The organism is Paraburkholderia sp. 2C (assembly GCF_054589215.1).
The window spans coordinates 1-14,626 of the sequence record NZ_BAAILL010000011.1 but is presented as its reverse complement, the minus strand read 5'-3'; the positions used below and the strand labels follow the sequence as shown (position 1 = coordinate 14,626).

Below are 14,626 nucleotides of genomic sequence, written 5' to 3'. Positions count from 1 at the left end.
ATATGAATGAAGCGCTATGGAATGAAGCGCCATGCCGTTTCGCGCGGCCAGGGTTTCGCGCGTGGCGGGGTTCGGACCGTCCGCCGCCGGAAAGATCTCGGGCGCGACCGTCGCGGTGACGGGTGGGGCGTCGATGCTTTGAGCGGGTTACTCTTGGCCGGATAGCCGGTCTGACGCATATCGCCGACTATGGCTGGCTATCGCACCATTCAATTGTCCAACGCTTGCCGCGTTCGGCGGCCTCGGCTTGCGAGCCGAACTGACCGAGATCGCCGCTCCATTTCACTTCGCTGCGCGTCGCGCCCGTCACCGTGGAAATCCTCGCGCGGGCGAAGTAGCGGCCGCCTTCGGCAAGCGGCGATGCGTCGACGTGATAGCCGTTGTAGTCGAATTCCATGGCTTCGGACCTCCGATGGTTGGGTGGCGTGAAACCGTCGTCGTACCGGCTGTCGCCGGCGGCGTCTGTGCGTGCCGGACGCGCGGCAAACTGCGCGGCAACCCGGTGGTTTCCGGGCTGCCGGCGCGCAACCAATAGCGTTACGCCTTTTTGCTCGCCTTGCCGCCCGATTTCGCCGCAGTCTTTTCCTTACCGTTCGCGGCGTCTTGCGACATACCCAGTTCGGCGCCGGTCTCGGGGTCGGACGACGGATCAGACATGAGACGCTGTTGCATGGCCTCGAGCGCGGCCACCTGCTGCCTGTCGAGCTTGACCGAGGCGAGGCCGTCGCCGCCGTCCACGGCCGGCGACGGCTCGCCGATAAACGTCAGGCCGCTGCCTTCGTTCCACGGGCCCATTTGAGGCGGCTCGCCTTGCGACATCTTCAGATATGCGTCCGCGAACGCCGGCACCGGCGGCATCTTGCCCGGCGGGAAGTTGCCGACGATCGAATACAGCGCTTTCTCGAACGACTTCTGGTGCGAGACCTCGCGCGTCATCAGGAAGCCGAGCGCGTCGCGGATGCCGGCGTCGTCGGTCACGTTGATCAGGCGCTCGTAGATGATTTTCGCGCGCGCTTCGGCTGCGATATTCGAGCGCAAGTCGGCGGTCGGCTCGCCTATCGTGTCGATGTACGCGGCGCTCCACGGCACGCCCGCGGAGTTCGTCAGCGGCGTGCCCGCGCCGTACAGCACCTGCGTCACGTGGCTGTCGTTGCCGGCGCCGTTGAGCTTGCGGTACAGATCGGCCTGCGTATCGACCGCCTCGGCGAGCTCGCCCTTCGCGCCGCGATTCAGCATCGCGACAATCGATCCGATGATTTCGAGGTGGCTCAGCTCTTCGGTCGCGATGTCGTACAGCATGTCCTTGCGCCCAGGATCTTCCTCGGTGACGGCCTGGGTGAAGTAACGCATGGCAGCGGCGAGCTCGCCCTGCGGTCCACCGAACTGCTCGAGCAGAAGATTCGCGAGGCCCGGATCAGGCCGGGACACGCGAACCGTGTATTGCAGACGCTTGTTGTGCATGAACATGGAGAGGCTCCTTGACGGATGATCGATCGATGGGTGCCGTGGGTGGCCCGTTCGCTACCGCATCGCGTGTACCAGGGTACCAGGGCGCACTGATGGGAACACTGCCGGCGATGTCGCGATAGCCGTTCCGGCTCGCGCGCCGGGAGGCACGGGCATTGCGCGTTCTGGATGGGCGAACGTGACAACGCGCGCCGACCTGAAACGATTCGACGGAGGAAGCGATGGCCAGCGAAAAGTCTGCGGGAATCAAGGAAGAACTGAAGGGGTACGTGAATAAGGGCGTGGGTTCGATAACCGGGAACGACGCAAAAAAACTCAAGGGCGAGGTCCAGATCACTGAAGGCGACAACCGCAAGGATGCGGCGGACCAGCGGGAAAACATCGAGAAGGGAAAAACGGATCCTGGCAATCCTTCGAACCTTCGAACCTTTGAACAGCCGGTCGGAAGAACGCTGCGTCGCGCATGGTTGTGATTATGTTTTTCGGCCGCGTGGGTTCTGCTTCAGGCGCGACGGAGCGCCTATCATCAGTTAACGAGGCGCAAGACGCGCCTTCCGTTCAAAGGAGAGACATCATGGCTACTGCGGACACAGCGTCCAGCGTGTATAGCATTACGGAAATTATTGGCACGAGCGCAAGCTCCTGGGAGGACGCAGCAAAAAATGCCGTGGAAACTGCTGCAAAATCGTTGCGCGATTTGCGCATCGCGGAAGTCTGCAAGCTCGATATGAGGCTCGATGACGGCAAGGTCGTGGAGTATCGTGCCCGGGTGACGCTGTCGTTCAAATACGAGGCGTGACTCGGTCCGATTTACCGTATCGCGCGCAAGGCTGCGGTGCCCAAACACCTCGCTGTCAGCCGCCTGCGATCATCGAATACGATCGCCGAGAACCGTCGCGAGCGTGTGCTGCTTCGTCGCGAACGAGGCGAGCACCGCGAGACCCAGCGCCGATAGCAGCACACCCATATGCATGGCGCCGGTCGCGCCCGCATGGTCGACCGCGATGCCGCCCACCAGCGAGCCTGCCGCGATTGCGGTCTGCACCGCGCTCACGAAAAGCGCCGATGCGGTTTCTGGTTGCCGCGGCGATGTCATCTGCATCCACACGCTCAGGCACAACGGAATCGCGCCATACGCGAGGCCCCACGCGAGCACGCCCGCTACCACCGCGCCCGCGACGTGCGCAAACGCGGGCAACGCGAGCAGCGATGCGATGACGAGCGCGGTCGTCGCGAACAGCGAGATGCGCGGATGCGATTTCACGAACGCCGAGGCCACGAAGTTCGACAGGAACCCGACGATGCCGAAGCCGAGCAGCAGCGCGGTCACCCATGTCGCGCCGAGCACGGCGTCGACTTCGAGGAACGGCGCGATGTACGTGTAGGCGCAGAAGTGCGCACCGAACAGCAGCGCGACGAGCAGCAGGCTGCGCAGCACGGTCGCGCGCGCGAGCATGCGGCCGAAATCGGCGAGCCGCGGGGCGGCGCGCGGCGCGAGATCGGGCAGCAGCATCGCCTGAAGCAGCCATGCGGCGAGCGCGAGCGCGGCGGTTGCGGTGAACGACACGCGCCACGACCACCACCCGGCGATAAACGTTCCGAGCGGCACGCCGACGACCGTTGCGAGCGTGATGCCCATGAAGATGGTCGCGCTTGCGCGAGCGCTGTCGTCTTCGCTGACGATCTGCCCGGAGACGCCGAGCGCGACGGTCCAGAATCCGCCGAGGCTCACGCCGAGCAACGCGCGGCCGACGAGCATCGTCGCGAAGTTGGGCGCGAGTGCGGAGACGGCATTCGATGCGACCAGCGCGACCGATAGCAACAACAGGATCAGCCGTCGATTCAGACGGCCCGCCGCGAGCAGCAAAAGCGGTGCGGAGATCGCGGCGATGATGCCCGGCGTGGTCGTCATCAAGCCGGCCGTGCCGGGTGTGACGCCGAGATCGGTGGCGATGGCGGGCAAGACCCCGACGGGCATATATTCGGTCGTCACGAAGGCGAACGAGCCGAGGGCGATGGACAGCACGGCAAGCCACGGCCGTTTGCGTGTGATGGGCGAAACTGCGCGCGCGCCATCACGGGGCGCGGGTGATTTGAGACTCATGCTAAAGACTCCGGAATGCCGCGGGCCGCGCGACAAGCATCACGCGGCCCGGGAAAACGAACCTGTGATTCAAGCCACGATGGCTTCTTCGTTAAAGAACGGGTAATCGGTATAACCGACTGCGTTGCCACCGAAGAAGGTCGCGCGATCGTACGGATTGAGCGGCTGATGCTTGCGCAGGCGTTCCGGCAGATCGGGATTCGCGATGAAATGCCGTCCGAATGCGACGAGATCGGCATCGCCCGACTGCACGATGGCTTCGGCGCTGTCGCCATCGAAACCGCCCGCCGCGATAATCGGACCGTGAAAATGCGCGCGCAGTGTCTGTGCCGCGACGGGCGTTTGATCGCGTGCGTCGTCTTCGACATTTCCCGCGATGCGCGGCTCGATCAGATGCAGATACGCGATGCCGAGCTCGTTCAGTTCCGCCGCGACGTAGGCGAAAAGCGCTTGCGGATCGCTGTCGGACATGTCGCCCCACGAACCGCTCGGTCCGAGCCGAACCGCGACCTTGTCCGCGCCCCAGACATCGATCACGGCGCGCGTCGTATCGAGCAGCAGGCGCGCACGGTTCGCGATCGAACCGCCGTATGCGTCGGTGCGCAGGTTGCTGCCGTTCTGAAGGAACTGGTCGAAGAGATAACCATTGGCCGCATGCAGTTCGACGCCGTCGAAGCCAGCCGCGATGCCGCGCTTCGCCGCCGCGCGGAAGCTGTCGACGATGCCGGCGACTTCCGATGTTTCCAGCGCCCGATTCGGCGTGTTCGGTACCCAGCCCGCCTCGGTATAGGCGACGCCGCCGTGCGGCACTTCCGACGGCCCCACGGGGCGGCCACCGCCGGGCTGCAACTGCGCGTTCGACTGCCGGCCCGCGTGATAAAGCTGAAGAAAGATCGTGCCGCCCTTGGCGTGCACGGCATCGACGACGGCTTTCCATCCGGCTATCTGACTATCATCGTAAAGACCGGGCGCGCCGAGATAGCCGTTGCCTTCCGGCGCGGCGATGGTCGCTTCGCTGATCAGCAATGCGCCGGGCGATGTGCGCTGTGCGTAATATTCGGCCATCAGCGGGCCGGGCCGCGCGCCTTCCTCGGCGCGCATGCGGGTGAGCGGAGCCAGCACGACGCGATGCGCGAATTCGTACGAACCGACTTTGACTGGCGAAAAGAGTCTGGACATTTCGATCTCCATCATTCCGGGTAGCGGGTGCGTCATGCCGATGACCGGCGACGCTTGACACGGAATGTAGATGCGCATCCGCCTGAGAAAAACGGTCCGACGGTTCACGCACCCCGGACGCGCGTGTCCGCAATCGCGCGGCGGGGCGCCGCGGCAGTGTTGCGGCGATTGTTTTGGTAAGCAGAACAGTCATGTTGTGGTGCCGGCATTTATCGCGTCGGCGACCGTTCCGATAATCCGCGTCACTTCTTGAACACGGGGACTCTCATGGAAACATCACACATCGCCCCGTTGCGCGTGGGCGTGATCGGCGTCGGCAATTGGGCGCGGCACGGACATCTGCGCGTGCTCGATCTGTTGCCGCATTACGCGCTGCAGGCCGTATTCAGTCACCGGCGCGAGGCGGCGGAAAGCGCAGCGCGCGAGTATGGCATCGGGCGCGTGGCGGCTTCGATCGATGAGATCGTCGGAAGTCCCGACATCGATCTCGTCGTTGCGCTGAACACGGCGCCGCAGCATGCCGGGACCGTGAAGCGCGCGATCGAGGCGGGCAAGCACGTCTACTGCGAATGGCCGTTGACGACCACGCCCGAAGACTCGGCGGAGCTGTTGCGCCTTGCGCAAGCGCGCGGCGTGCGGCATGTCGTCGGCTTGCAGCGTCGGCTCGCGCCGCATAACCGTTACGTGCGCGATCTCGTTGCGCAAGGCTATGTTGGCGCGCTGCGTTCCGTGCGCGTGCACGTGAGCGTGAACTACTTCCAGGCGATTCGCTCGCGCGCGCTCGAATGGACGGTGTCGCCCGACAACTTCTCGTCGATCGTCTCGATCTATGGCGGCCACTTCCTCGACATGCTGCTCACGGTGACGGGCTGGCCCGTGTCCATCGCGGCGCTCACGCCGAATCAGTTTCCGCTCGTCACGATCAGGGAGAGCGGCGCGTCGATTCCGACGTCCGCGCCCGATCAGCTCGTGCTGGCGGGCATGCTGAACGGCAATGCGGTGCTGTCGGTGCATATCGAGGGCGGCAAGCGCAGCGGCTCGGGCGTGCAGATCGACATCACCGGGACCGAAGGCGATCTGCGCATCACCAATACGTCGGCGTTCGGCGATGTCGGCGACGATTACCGCATCGTCGGCGCGCGCGACGACAAGGCGCCGCTGGCACCGCTTGCGGTGCCGCAGGGTTATCATCGGCTGCCGGGATCGGGGCTGCCGTCCGCGGTGCTGGAACTGGCCGAGCTGTATTGGGCTTACGCGCACGACGTGACGCATGGCACGCGCACCGCGCCCACCTTCGCCGATGCCGTGCGCCTGCACGATCTGATCGATCGCGCGCAGACGTCGTCCGCGTCGCGACAATTCATGTCGATCGACCCGGCTGTATGACGCGCATTTCACCGCACGGAGGGAGAGTGTCGAGATGACCGAGCCTGACATCGGCAACGGCGCCGCGCGCGCGTCCGGCGCGCTCGATCACATGAGCGGCATGGTCGTGTTCACGCGCGCGGCGGAAACGCTGAGCTTTGCGGAAGCAGGGCGGCAACTCGGACTTTCGGCGTCGGCGATCGGCAAGGCCATCGCGCGGCTCGAAACGCGGCTTGGCGTGCGGCTATTTCATCGCAGCACGCGAAGCGTACGTCTGACGCCGGAAGGCGAGCTTTTTCTCGCGCGCTGTCAGCGCATCCTCGGCGAGATCGAGGAGGCCGAATCCGAGCTGGCCATTTCGCGCGCGAAGCCGATGGGCCGGTTGCGCGTGAGCATTCCGCTGGTCGGCACATTGCTGATGCCGGTGCTGTCGGCGTTCATGCGCGAATATCCCGACGTGCAGCTCGAGATCGATTTCAGTGATCGGCTCGTCGATGTCATCGAAGATGGTTTCGACGCGGTGCTGCGCACGGGAGACGCCGTCGATTCGCAACTGACGATGCGCACGCTCGGGCATTACACGCATCTGATCGTCGGCGCGCCGGCCTATCTCGATGCGCGCGGCGTGCCGGCAGCGCCGGAGGAACTGGGCACGCATGCGTGCCTGCAGCATCGGTTTTCGCGCACGGGGCGGTTGAGACGCTGGACCTTCGTGCGCGACGGCGTTTCATTCGACGTCGAACTGCCGTCGACGGCGATTGCAAGCGCGGTGGAGCCGCTTATCGCACTGGCTGAAGAAGGGCTGGGTCTTGCGAACGTGCCTGACTATGCGGTGCGCAAGCAGCTCGCCGATGGCTCGCTGGTCGCCGTCCTGCGCGATTTCACGGCGGACCGGATTCCGTTTCGCGCGCTGTGGCCGTCAGGCCGTATGACGCCGCCGAAGGTGCGCGTGTTTGTCGACTTCCTGCATCAACACTTGTTTCCCGGCGCGAAATGACGCTGCGCTAGCACGAAGCGACCGCGATGCAAAGCAGATCGATGCAAAGCAGATGTGTGGGGTGGGCGGCCGGTACTCAGGGTTAGCTCCTGTCGCAAGTATGCGGTCAGCGCGAGGTAGTCGCTGCACCGCAACGCCTCGTGTTCACCGCGTCACGGGTCAATCCCGCTCCCTTCCGGTGTGGAAAATGATAAGTGCGGAGAGACGCTGGTGCACCGCCACCGACCTGTCCAATTCTGCCTGGTACAAGGCCAGCTCGTTCCGCTGTATGCACACGCTGACTCGGAGTCTTTCCAAAAGCTCTACGTAGTCGAACTGCTGCTGCAGCTGCGCGCGGCGCTGGGTGATCTGTGCGCTGGCATCAGCTAGCTCTTGCAGCAGACGGTCGACGATGTGCATGACAACACTTTAGCAGAGTCAATTGACTTTCCCTGTGGCATTTCGGGTCGGAAATCCGGCACGCCACCGATTCGCAAGCGGAACGTTGAAATAACAAGCCGCGCTGGTCATCGCGAAGTCGCTCGGAAAGCATGGAATCTGCCTATGAAGCGCGTCCCGTTTTCTGACGAGTCGGCGCCTGAATGATGTCATGATGCGGCGGCGGGAATACCCCATGCTCGACTTTGTGTCGTCAAGCCTATCAGAAGCGTTCGCACATATGAAAACGTTCCCGCACACTGCGCGATGGACATTGCGCACCCTGCTTCGACAGCAGGCCAACCAGCGGCGTCGCCTGCTCGTGATTGATAACGATAAAAACGGGGCCGAAGCAATTACGGCATCACTCTGCTTATTGGGATATGACACTCAATTCGCTACCGGCGCGCAAGCGGCATTTCACGCCATCGCTGTGCGGATGCCGGAGATCGCGCTGCTCGACATCAACATGCCGGACATAGACGGATTTGCGCTCGCGCAGCAGTTACGACGGGAAGGTCGGACGCAGCACATCGTCCTTGTAGCCTTCACCGCGTACGACGAGATCACCGTTCATGCAAATGGAATTGCGGCCGGCTTTGACGGATACTGCCGGAAAAGCACTGCTCCTGATTCACTGCTGCGTTTGCTCGGGCAGATGGCGGCATAACGCAGACGACGGCCGCATCGACCTTCGGCTGAGCAACGCTGGCCCGAGCCCTGCGAGCGTCCGTAAAACCGGCTGCGTAGTGCCTGATGCCACAGACACATCTCGCCCCCGAAGGTACATTCGGTTCCAGTACGCGAATGGCGGCTTTACGCGGCGTGGCAAATCTCTTCGCCACCACGGATTGTCAGCCCCCTTTCCGGCTGACGTTCCTGGGCAGTGACACGGAAAATATTGTCTCAATATCGTTGGACCGGGTTTCGATAGCACCGTGATGAGCCCTCGCAATTTCGCGTGCGATATACAACCCCAGTCCGAGACTACCGGTCCGCTCGTCTTCACTCCGGTCGGGCCCTCGCATCAGCGGATCGAAGATGCGGGCTAGCGTGGCGGTTCCAATCGCAGCTCCACGATTGCTGACATTGATACGGACCTCCGTTACGCCAGCGATTACCATCACGCGCACAGGCGTGTCCTGGGCTCCATACTTGATGGCATTGAGAACAAGATTGCCAAGCAATTGCTGCAAACGCGGACCGTCCCAGTCTCCCTGCGAGTCTCCACTGACGTCATAATCGATTTGCCTGTCAGGATGGATTGCGCGCAATTCCTCGACTTCGTCAGCGAGCACATCCGCCAGATTGACACTAGCAGGTTTTACGTTGATGCCCAATCCGAGTTTGGTCCGGTTGAATTCGGTGAGATCGTTTAGCAGCCCCTGAATCCGGGCCCCACTACGTATGAGACGGCCGGCGGCCTTTGATACCTGCTCCCCCGCATTTAACAGCGCCAGATGCGACGCAGTGACCTGAATTGCCTGCAGGGGGCTGCGCAGATCGTGCCCGAGCATCCCGAGCAGGAGGTTGCGGTTCTGTTCGATCTGCGCGTTGAAAGAGGTGACTGATTCGGCGAGCGCCTGATCGATCGCTTCGTTGAAGCGGACGATATCGCCCGGATCGGGCGTTCCAGGCTCGCAGTCGTCCATCCATAGGCGAAGCACACTTGCGCGCAAGGCGCGATATTCGGCGGCGAGCTGGTTAACGTTGAAGCCGGCCCGCGCTCTCAGAACGCCATGTTTTTGCGCAGCTGTTTCTTCTGCCGGATCGATCAGACCGATACATCGACCCATCGATTTTTCGCGTTGGGCTTCCCGCGTCTGAGAGGTACGCAGGTCCATTGCCACGATCCGCAGGATTTCCTTCACATGCTCGCGCAACTGCAATGGTTCCATATTGTCCGCCGCCGGTAGAAGGGTGGCGGCGAACGCCTCCCATTGTTCCGAAATCGGCTCGAGATCTCGCAAGATGAAGTCTGAAAGTCGCATGCCTGAGTCTCCCAACAGGAAGCGGGTGTCATTGGCCGTGGGCAGCGTATCCATGCTACACGCAAATGCGAGACAGCCTTTTACCGATGGGCCCCCGGTCGAGGTTGCATGTCGTCATAGGTGCCAATGCCGAGTAGTCGTGCAACATTGTGAGATCAGGTAGCGGCCTTTTTGCAGGATGTCCCGATCTCCCGGCTCCCATAAATCCAAACCGGCCGTTCGAATCGCCCAAATTTCTCTTAACTTCAGCGGCGGTTAGCTTGTCCTTGTCCGCGGCATCCGGGGCACGCGATTGGTCATAGTCGCTTCCATGATCTCTCAAGGAGAATCAGTCTGCGCCCCCGTCGATGGGCTATACCCGACCCATTGTGCGAAGTCGACTTACATTCAGCGAAAGTCCACTCGCTGCTGAAGATCAACCATTTGCCGTCGCATTGGGATCACATAAAAGGTCAACCAGGTTTTCCCCCAACCGTCTTGACAAATATTTCCATGGAAATCATAATAGTTTCCATGGAAATTACATGCATGAAGGTGCTCCGTGGACCACGCGACTTCGATACAGCCGGCCCCCGCTCTTGAAACGCATCTGGGCTATTGGGTCAGACTCGTTTCTAACCGCATTTCCGGCGCGTTCGCCCGCGCGTTGCAGGAGCGGGGCTTGTCGGTCGCGGAGTGGGTCGCATTGAATCAGATTGGGGGAGGGGCGGCCTTGACTCCCGCTGGTCTCGCCGACGCAATGGGCATGACTCGTGGGGCCATTTCAAAAGTGCTCGACAAATTGCAATTCAAGGGATGGATTTCGCGTGCAACGAGTTCGGAAGACAACCGCGTTCAGCTACTTGAGCTGACTCGACAGGGCAAACGGGTCTTGCCCGAACTGACAACCATTGCCAACGGCAACGACGAGCGCTTTTTTGGAGCTCTGGGTGCGACCGAACGAGCCACGCTCCGAAAGTTACTGAAGAAGCTGGCCGATACCCATCAAATGCACAACATACCGGTGGACTGAGGCGCGACATCCGCCACGCAATCCCGCTGCCGCGTTTCAACAATAAGGAGAGTAGCAATGAGCAAGGCGATCGAGAATCTGCAGGCCGCGCAGCAGCGTGCCATGTCCGGCCGACCGAAAGTGGACGGCTTTCCGTTCCTGGCTGACACCCTTCGGCGAGCAGGGGTGACGCGCAATGTGTGGTTCTTGCCTGCATGCGAGAGTCTGTATCTGACCGAGGACGGGCCTGTCGTCGTGCAGGGCACGCCGCTGGTGTCGGGCGCCGTCGACGTGCCGCCATTCGACCGGCACGCACTCGTGAGTGCGCTGCGGATCGATCAGGCAGGAGAGCTCGTTTGCCGAATTTCTGACGGCTTCGTGGCGCGCGGGCGTCGTCCGCTACGACGTCGACCTGGTTAATCGCACCGTGACGTGCTACAGGTGCCAGGAGGAGGAATACCTCGAGCAATATCCCCCTCCGGAATGCCAATAGCCGTGAAGACCCGGCTGGCCGGGCAGACCTTCGAAATCAATATCTTGGTCGCTGGAAATATTTGCGTAGCGATCTGCTGTTGACCGATGCGCTAGTGTCTCGGCCGGGCCGCTCGCAACGGTCGAGATTGCTCACCGCGTACCGGGCAGTTTTCATGCTAATGAGCGGGGCGAGAACTCATGCTGGCGCGTGGACGACTGGACACTCTGGGTCGGAGATGAATTTTCTTCTGGCCTTTGCCCCTTTTATCGCGTTCGTGGTGGTCGAGCGTCTGGCCGGTATGGCGGCGGACTGCAGTTGCCTCGATCCTCGCCGTCGCTTTTTTTTGATGCTCGTATGGTGACGCCGGGCCGCTACATCAATCTGTTGGAGATCGGCACGGCCGTACTGTTTGGCGCACTTATGGTCTATGCGTTCGCGAAGGATGTGCGATGGTCAATCGTCGCGGCGCGGGTGCGCGTCGATGCGAGACTGATGCTGATCGTGCTGGCGTCGATCTCTCTGCGGCAGTCTTTTACACTGCAGTATGCCCGCGAGACCATCGGCCGGGGGCATTGGGACAGCGCGGACTTCGTGCACAACAACCGCGTGATCAGCGCTATTTCGTTCGGTCCGCTCGTTCTCGCTGATATCGTGATGGCTTACGTGCCGGCCGTGCCGAATTCAACGGGGGGCATCGCGACGGCAGTGACCTTTTTCGCGGCGGTGAAGTTTCCGTCCCGGTATCCCGGACGGCGCGCGAGAACGCGAACATGACCTGATAAGCGAGGGGCGGCACATCAAGCGCCGGCATCTTGAATTGGTGTATGTAATTGGCCTCGCGGACGTCCGGTGCGCCGGTTTGCCCCGTCTGCGATCTGCACTTGCACACGATCGCTACACGCATGCGATCTGAACAACATCAGCGCGTATGTCCCGAAGCCACTGACCTCCGCATCAAGGAAGAAGGGGCTGTTCACGAAAGCCGACTTCGTCTACGTTGCGAAAGCCGATATGTATCGATGCCCTGCGGGTGAGCGTGTCATTCATCGGTTCAACACCGTTGAGAAGGACATGAATCTGCGGGTGTACTGGCCCAGTGCCTGTCCGCGTTGCCCTCCGAAGGAGCGATGTTCGCCCAGCGACTATCGCAGCATCCGACGGTGGGAACACGAAGGCGTACTGGAGGCCATGCAGCGTCGGATCGACCACATGCCCGATGCAATGACCATCCGTCGAAGTACCGTCGAGCATGTCTTCGGTACGCTCAAGCACTGGATGGAGCCCGCACACTTCCTGACCCGGACGCTAGGGCGGGTGAGTACGGAGATGAGCCTCCAGGTGCTGGCCTATAACTTCAAGAGAGACTTTGTGTTGCGGGGACGATGAAGGCCATGAAGATGACTGGAAGCTAAAGCCCCAAGAGGCTCCTTTATGCGCGCGATGTTCGATCAGTACACGCTCGACGTATCAGCATCAATCGAGCGGCTGTTAGGTGAAGATGAATGGGGTTGACGCGTTCAATGGGTCCGATGCCATCCTCTTCCTTTGTCCATGCCATCACGTTTGTGCGGTCCGCGGATTGTCCTGCGTCAGGTATGCTGCCATCGCAAATTTTTGCAACAGGATCGCCTCGCAAGTGAACTTGGTTTCAAAAAAGCCGCTGGACTCCGCCGTTGCGATACATGCCGAGTAGACGTCGATTTCCTTGAGCGTCAGTGCATGGACGCGCGCCATTTCGTGCAGTGCATCGCCGTCCGATTCGGCTGCCAATGCATGCTCGGCACTTACCGGAAGATCCACGTTGATCGCTCGGACGGTTTCGCCGCCTCCATTGATTCTGCGCAGACACTCGACCAGTAATCGTTGCTGGTCGAGCGTTGCATTCAGGCAGATTTCCATCCGTTTGGCGAATGTGACACGACTGGTGCAGTGCCCGTCGAGCCTCCTTAGCGAGTGCTCAACATCCAGCGCCAGCGCATGGGCCACCTGTAGCAGATGCAGAAGATTTTGCCGTTGGTCGATCATGACGAGTCCCGTCATTCCAGGAGTGCGACGCGCGCGGTCACACTCTCCATTGCGCCCGGTTGCAGGAATACATCGGCCCCGCTGAAGTCGGGCAGGTGCGCCTCCGCCTGCGCTTGAAAAGTCCGTGCAGCAGAGGGGCGGGCTGAGCGCGCCCGCAGCCCGGTCGGCGCCAGCGAACTCAGAGCGAACTGAGATCAACGGCTCGCAAGCTTTTGTCACGACGCTTCGTTTGAAGCGATACGTTTAAGTTGTGACTGCGCTGCCTTGCCAGAGAATCAGGTCAGTTCGCGGGGCGAACCGAACACGACGACCAAGCATAAAGAACAACGCAACAAATACAACACCAAAGCAGTTGATTGGTGAGTAGCAGTCGCACCTCTCAAGCGTCACGGTCCAAAATACGCATCAGGCTCTACACGGTCAAGACATTTCTGGTAACGCATTGCACAGTCACAGAGTCCTCGTGACCGATCCCGAGGCAGACTGTGGCGCGCGACCAGAGTGTGCGGGCGCGGCGCGCTGCCGGTTGCGGGCCTTGCGAAGGAGGCAGCGAGATCAAGAACGCGAAGTCGCTCCGGTGTTCGCGTGTATAGTGGGCCACGCCGCTCGGGGGGAGACGTTATGCGCGTATCTCCCCGGACCTTCGCGTAACAACTGTGGTTGTCGTGTGGCGATTGGCCGAACGGGTGACCGTCACTGTCGATTTACGCTTGAGCTTCCTCGAACGGGAATGCCAGGATGAATTATCGGAGGCGGGAGTGCCTGCAAACAAATGGTACAGAATGCCGATGATCGGCCGATTGTTCGTCGACCAAAAATGTGGCGTCGAAATGCGGAGGGTTGACTCAGGTGTGATTGTCCGGTTCATCCCGCAAGGCAAGCGACCTGTCCAGCTGGAAAGCTCGTTTGCAGATGAAAGAACAGCCTATGGAGCGGTGATCGCTGAGGTTAGCCGGTATTTCAATGGAGACTAGCCGGCCAGCACGAACGGGCAATCCGGATCGTGCTCACCCCGGGGCCAACGCGGATGGCTCCGCGGGGTTGCGCGCCATCAAGGTCGAGGGTGGCATAGTGATGGCTCAGGACCCTGAGACGGCAGGGCACGCACAATGCCAAGGCAGACTATCGCCACAGGACTGGTCGACCATGTGCTGCCTGTCGAGCGGGGGCGGGCGCTCGGCTGTGGATTCAGAATTCAGGGCAGCGCGGTGAGGCCTGCCCGCGGCGCTGTTTCCATGCCCATGAGGACAGATGTCAGGTCCGTCGGATCTGCGAGACGATTCACTTCACAGAACCTGATTGCGGCTTCACCATTTCATGCAGATGTGAGGCGTCATGTGAATGGCCCTAGCCATGTTACACGGCAGGCTCGGGCGAGTCGATTTCCTCGGCGACACCTGAGCATATCGAAATTATCAGCGTATGCGAACCAGCATCAAGTGGCGCGTACACGCCATTGCCGCTGCAATCGACAGCCTGACCGTCGAGCACAATGCGCATGGCAGGATGCCCCAAGGCGGATTTCACGTGGATTTCGTAGCGGGTCGAATGCATATGGACGGTCGCTTCGAAGCCCGGCCACGAGTCCGGAATACACGGATTCACCACCAGAAAA

At 61.4% G+C, this 14,626-nt stretch carries 17 protein-coding genes and 1 pseudogene; 10 read left to right on the top strand and 8 right to left on the bottom strand.

Translation table 11 applies throughout. The annotated features are described in order from the left end of the window. Window positions 1–187 precede the first annotated feature (187 nt). Window positions 188–397, bottom strand: coding sequence for a hypothetical protein (locus tag ACYPXD_RS01520; RefSeq protein ID WP_459706657.1), 210 nt, complete (start codon window positions 395–397; stop codon window positions 188–190). Window positions 398–537: 140 nt separating this feature from the next. Beyond that, window positions 538–1,467 (bottom strand): manganese catalase family protein, encoded by a 930-nt coding sequence (locus ACYPXD_RS01515; RefSeq protein ID WP_459706655.1) that lies wholly within the window; start codon window positions 1,465–1,467, stop codon window positions 538–540. Window positions 1,468–1,688: 221 nt separating this feature from the next. Here ACYPXD_RS01515 and ACYPXD_RS01510 point away from each other — a divergent pair, with 221 nt between their 5' ends. Together ACYPXD_RS01510 and ACYPXD_RS01505 are read left to right on the top strand one after the other, a co-directional pair. Further along, complete coding sequence (locus ACYPXD_RS01510; RefSeq protein ID WP_459706652.1) at window positions 1,689–1,940, top strand: CsbD family protein; 252 nt, start codon at window positions 1,689–1,691, stop codon at window positions 1,938–1,940. A gap of 101 nt (window positions 1,941–2,041) precedes the next feature. Then, on the top strand, window positions 2,042–2,266 hold the full coding sequence (locus ACYPXD_RS01505; protein ID WP_459706650.1) for a dodecin family protein: 225 nt from the start codon (window positions 2,042–2,044) through the stop codon (window positions 2,264–2,266). 69 nt (window positions 2,267–2,335) lie between these two features. On the opposite strand, the gene ACYPXD_RS01500 is transcribed toward ACYPXD_RS01505, so the two are convergent. Both ACYPXD_RS01500 and ACYPXD_RS01495 read right to left on the bottom strand, forming a co-directional pair. Further along, window positions 2,336–3,571, bottom strand: coding sequence for an MFS transporter (locus ACYPXD_RS01500; protein ID WP_459706648.1), 1,236 nt, complete (start codon window positions 3,569–3,571; stop codon window positions 2,336–2,338). 69 nt (window positions 3,572–3,640) lie between these two features. Beyond that, entirely contained in the window at window positions 3,641–4,750 is a 1,110-nt protein-coding gene (locus ACYPXD_RS01495) for an alkene reductase (RefSeq protein WP_459706645.1), read from the bottom strand. Window positions 4,751–5,017: 267 nt separating this feature from the next. On the opposite strand from ACYPXD_RS01495, the gene ACYPXD_RS01490 reads away from it, so the two are divergent. After that, the gene (locus tag ACYPXD_RS01490) at window positions 5,018–6,136 is read left to right on the top strand and encodes a Gfo/Idh/MocA family protein (protein ID WP_459706643.1); all 1,119 of its coding nucleotides are present in this window, start codon (window positions 5,018–5,020) and stop codon (window positions 6,134–6,136) included. Between the two features lie 34 nt (window positions 6,137–6,170). Continuing rightward, window positions 6,171–7,112, top strand: a complete 942-nt coding sequence (locus ACYPXD_RS01485) for a LysR family transcriptional regulator (protein ID WP_459706641.1) — start codon at window positions 6,171–6,173, stop codon at window positions 7,110–7,112. A 159-nt stretch (window positions 7,113–7,271) separates the two neighbouring features. On the opposite strand, the gene ACYPXD_RS01480 is transcribed toward ACYPXD_RS01485, so the two are convergent. After that, the gene (locus ACYPXD_RS01480) at window positions 7,272–7,511 is read right to left on the bottom strand and encodes a hypothetical protein (RefSeq protein ID WP_459706637.1); all 240 of its coding nucleotides are present in this window, start codon (window positions 7,509–7,511) and stop codon (window positions 7,272–7,274) included. A 214-nt stretch (window positions 7,512–7,725) separates the two neighbouring features. On the opposite strand from ACYPXD_RS01480, the gene ACYPXD_RS01475 reads away from it, so the two are divergent. Beyond that, window positions 7,726–8,199, top strand: a complete 474-nt coding sequence (locus ACYPXD_RS01475; protein ID WP_459706635.1) for a response regulator — start codon at window positions 7,726–7,728, stop codon at window positions 8,197–8,199. Window positions 8,200–8,383: 184 nt separating this feature from the next. Here the strand turns inward: ACYPXD_RS01475 and ACYPXD_RS01470 are convergent, their stop codons facing one another. Beyond that, window positions 8,384–9,520: an ATP-binding protein gene (locus ACYPXD_RS01470; protein WP_459706972.1), complete on the bottom strand. Its 1,137-nt coding sequence runs from the start codon at window positions 9,518–9,520 to the stop codon at window positions 8,384–8,386. Window positions 9,521–10,061: 541 nt separating this feature from the next. Between ACYPXD_RS01470 and ACYPXD_RS01465 the strand changes: the two genes are divergently transcribed. The 4 genes and pseudogenes from ACYPXD_RS01465 to ACYPXD_RS01450 all read left to right on the top strand — a co-directional run. Continuing rightward, window positions 10,062–10,532, top strand: a complete 471-nt coding sequence (locus tag ACYPXD_RS01465) for a MarR family winged helix-turn-helix transcriptional regulator (RefSeq protein ID WP_459706632.1) — start codon at window positions 10,062–10,064, stop codon at window positions 10,530–10,532. A 57-nt stretch (window positions 10,533–10,589) separates the two neighbouring features. After that, window positions 10,590–10,931: a DUF1398 domain-containing protein gene (locus ACYPXD_RS01460; RefSeq protein WP_459706630.1), complete on the top strand. Its 342-nt coding sequence runs from the start codon at window positions 10,590–10,592 to the stop codon at window positions 10,929–10,931. 409 nt (window positions 10,932–11,340) lie between these two features. After that, entirely contained in the window at window positions 11,341–11,760 is a 420-nt protein-coding gene (locus tag ACYPXD_RS01455; protein ID WP_459706628.1) for a hypothetical protein, read from the top strand. Window positions 11,761–11,895: 135 nt separating this feature from the next. Then, a pseudogene (locus ACYPXD_RS01450) lies at window positions 11,896–12,398 on the top strand (transposase); the annotation flags it as partial. Window positions 12,399–12,543: 145 nt separating this feature from the next. Here ACYPXD_RS01450 and ACYPXD_RS01445 read toward each other — a convergent pair. Then, complete coding sequence (locus ACYPXD_RS01445) at window positions 12,544–13,011, bottom strand: DUF892 family protein (RefSeq protein WP_459706626.1); 468 nt, start codon at window positions 13,009–13,011, stop codon at window positions 12,544–12,546. A gap of 963 nt (window positions 13,012–13,974) precedes the next feature. On the opposite strand from ACYPXD_RS01445, the gene ACYPXD_RS01440 reads away from it, so the two are divergent. Continuing rightward, complete coding sequence (locus ACYPXD_RS01440) at window positions 13,975–14,223, top strand: chemotaxis protein CheB (protein ID WP_459706624.1); 249 nt, start codon at window positions 13,975–13,977, stop codon at window positions 14,221–14,223. Window positions 14,224–14,367: 144 nt separating this feature from the next. Here ACYPXD_RS01440 and ACYPXD_RS01435 read toward each other — a convergent pair. Further along, window positions 14,368–14,626: hypothetical protein (locus ACYPXD_RS01435; RefSeq protein ID WP_459706621.1), on the bottom strand; the 259-nt coding region annotated here is incomplete at its 5' end.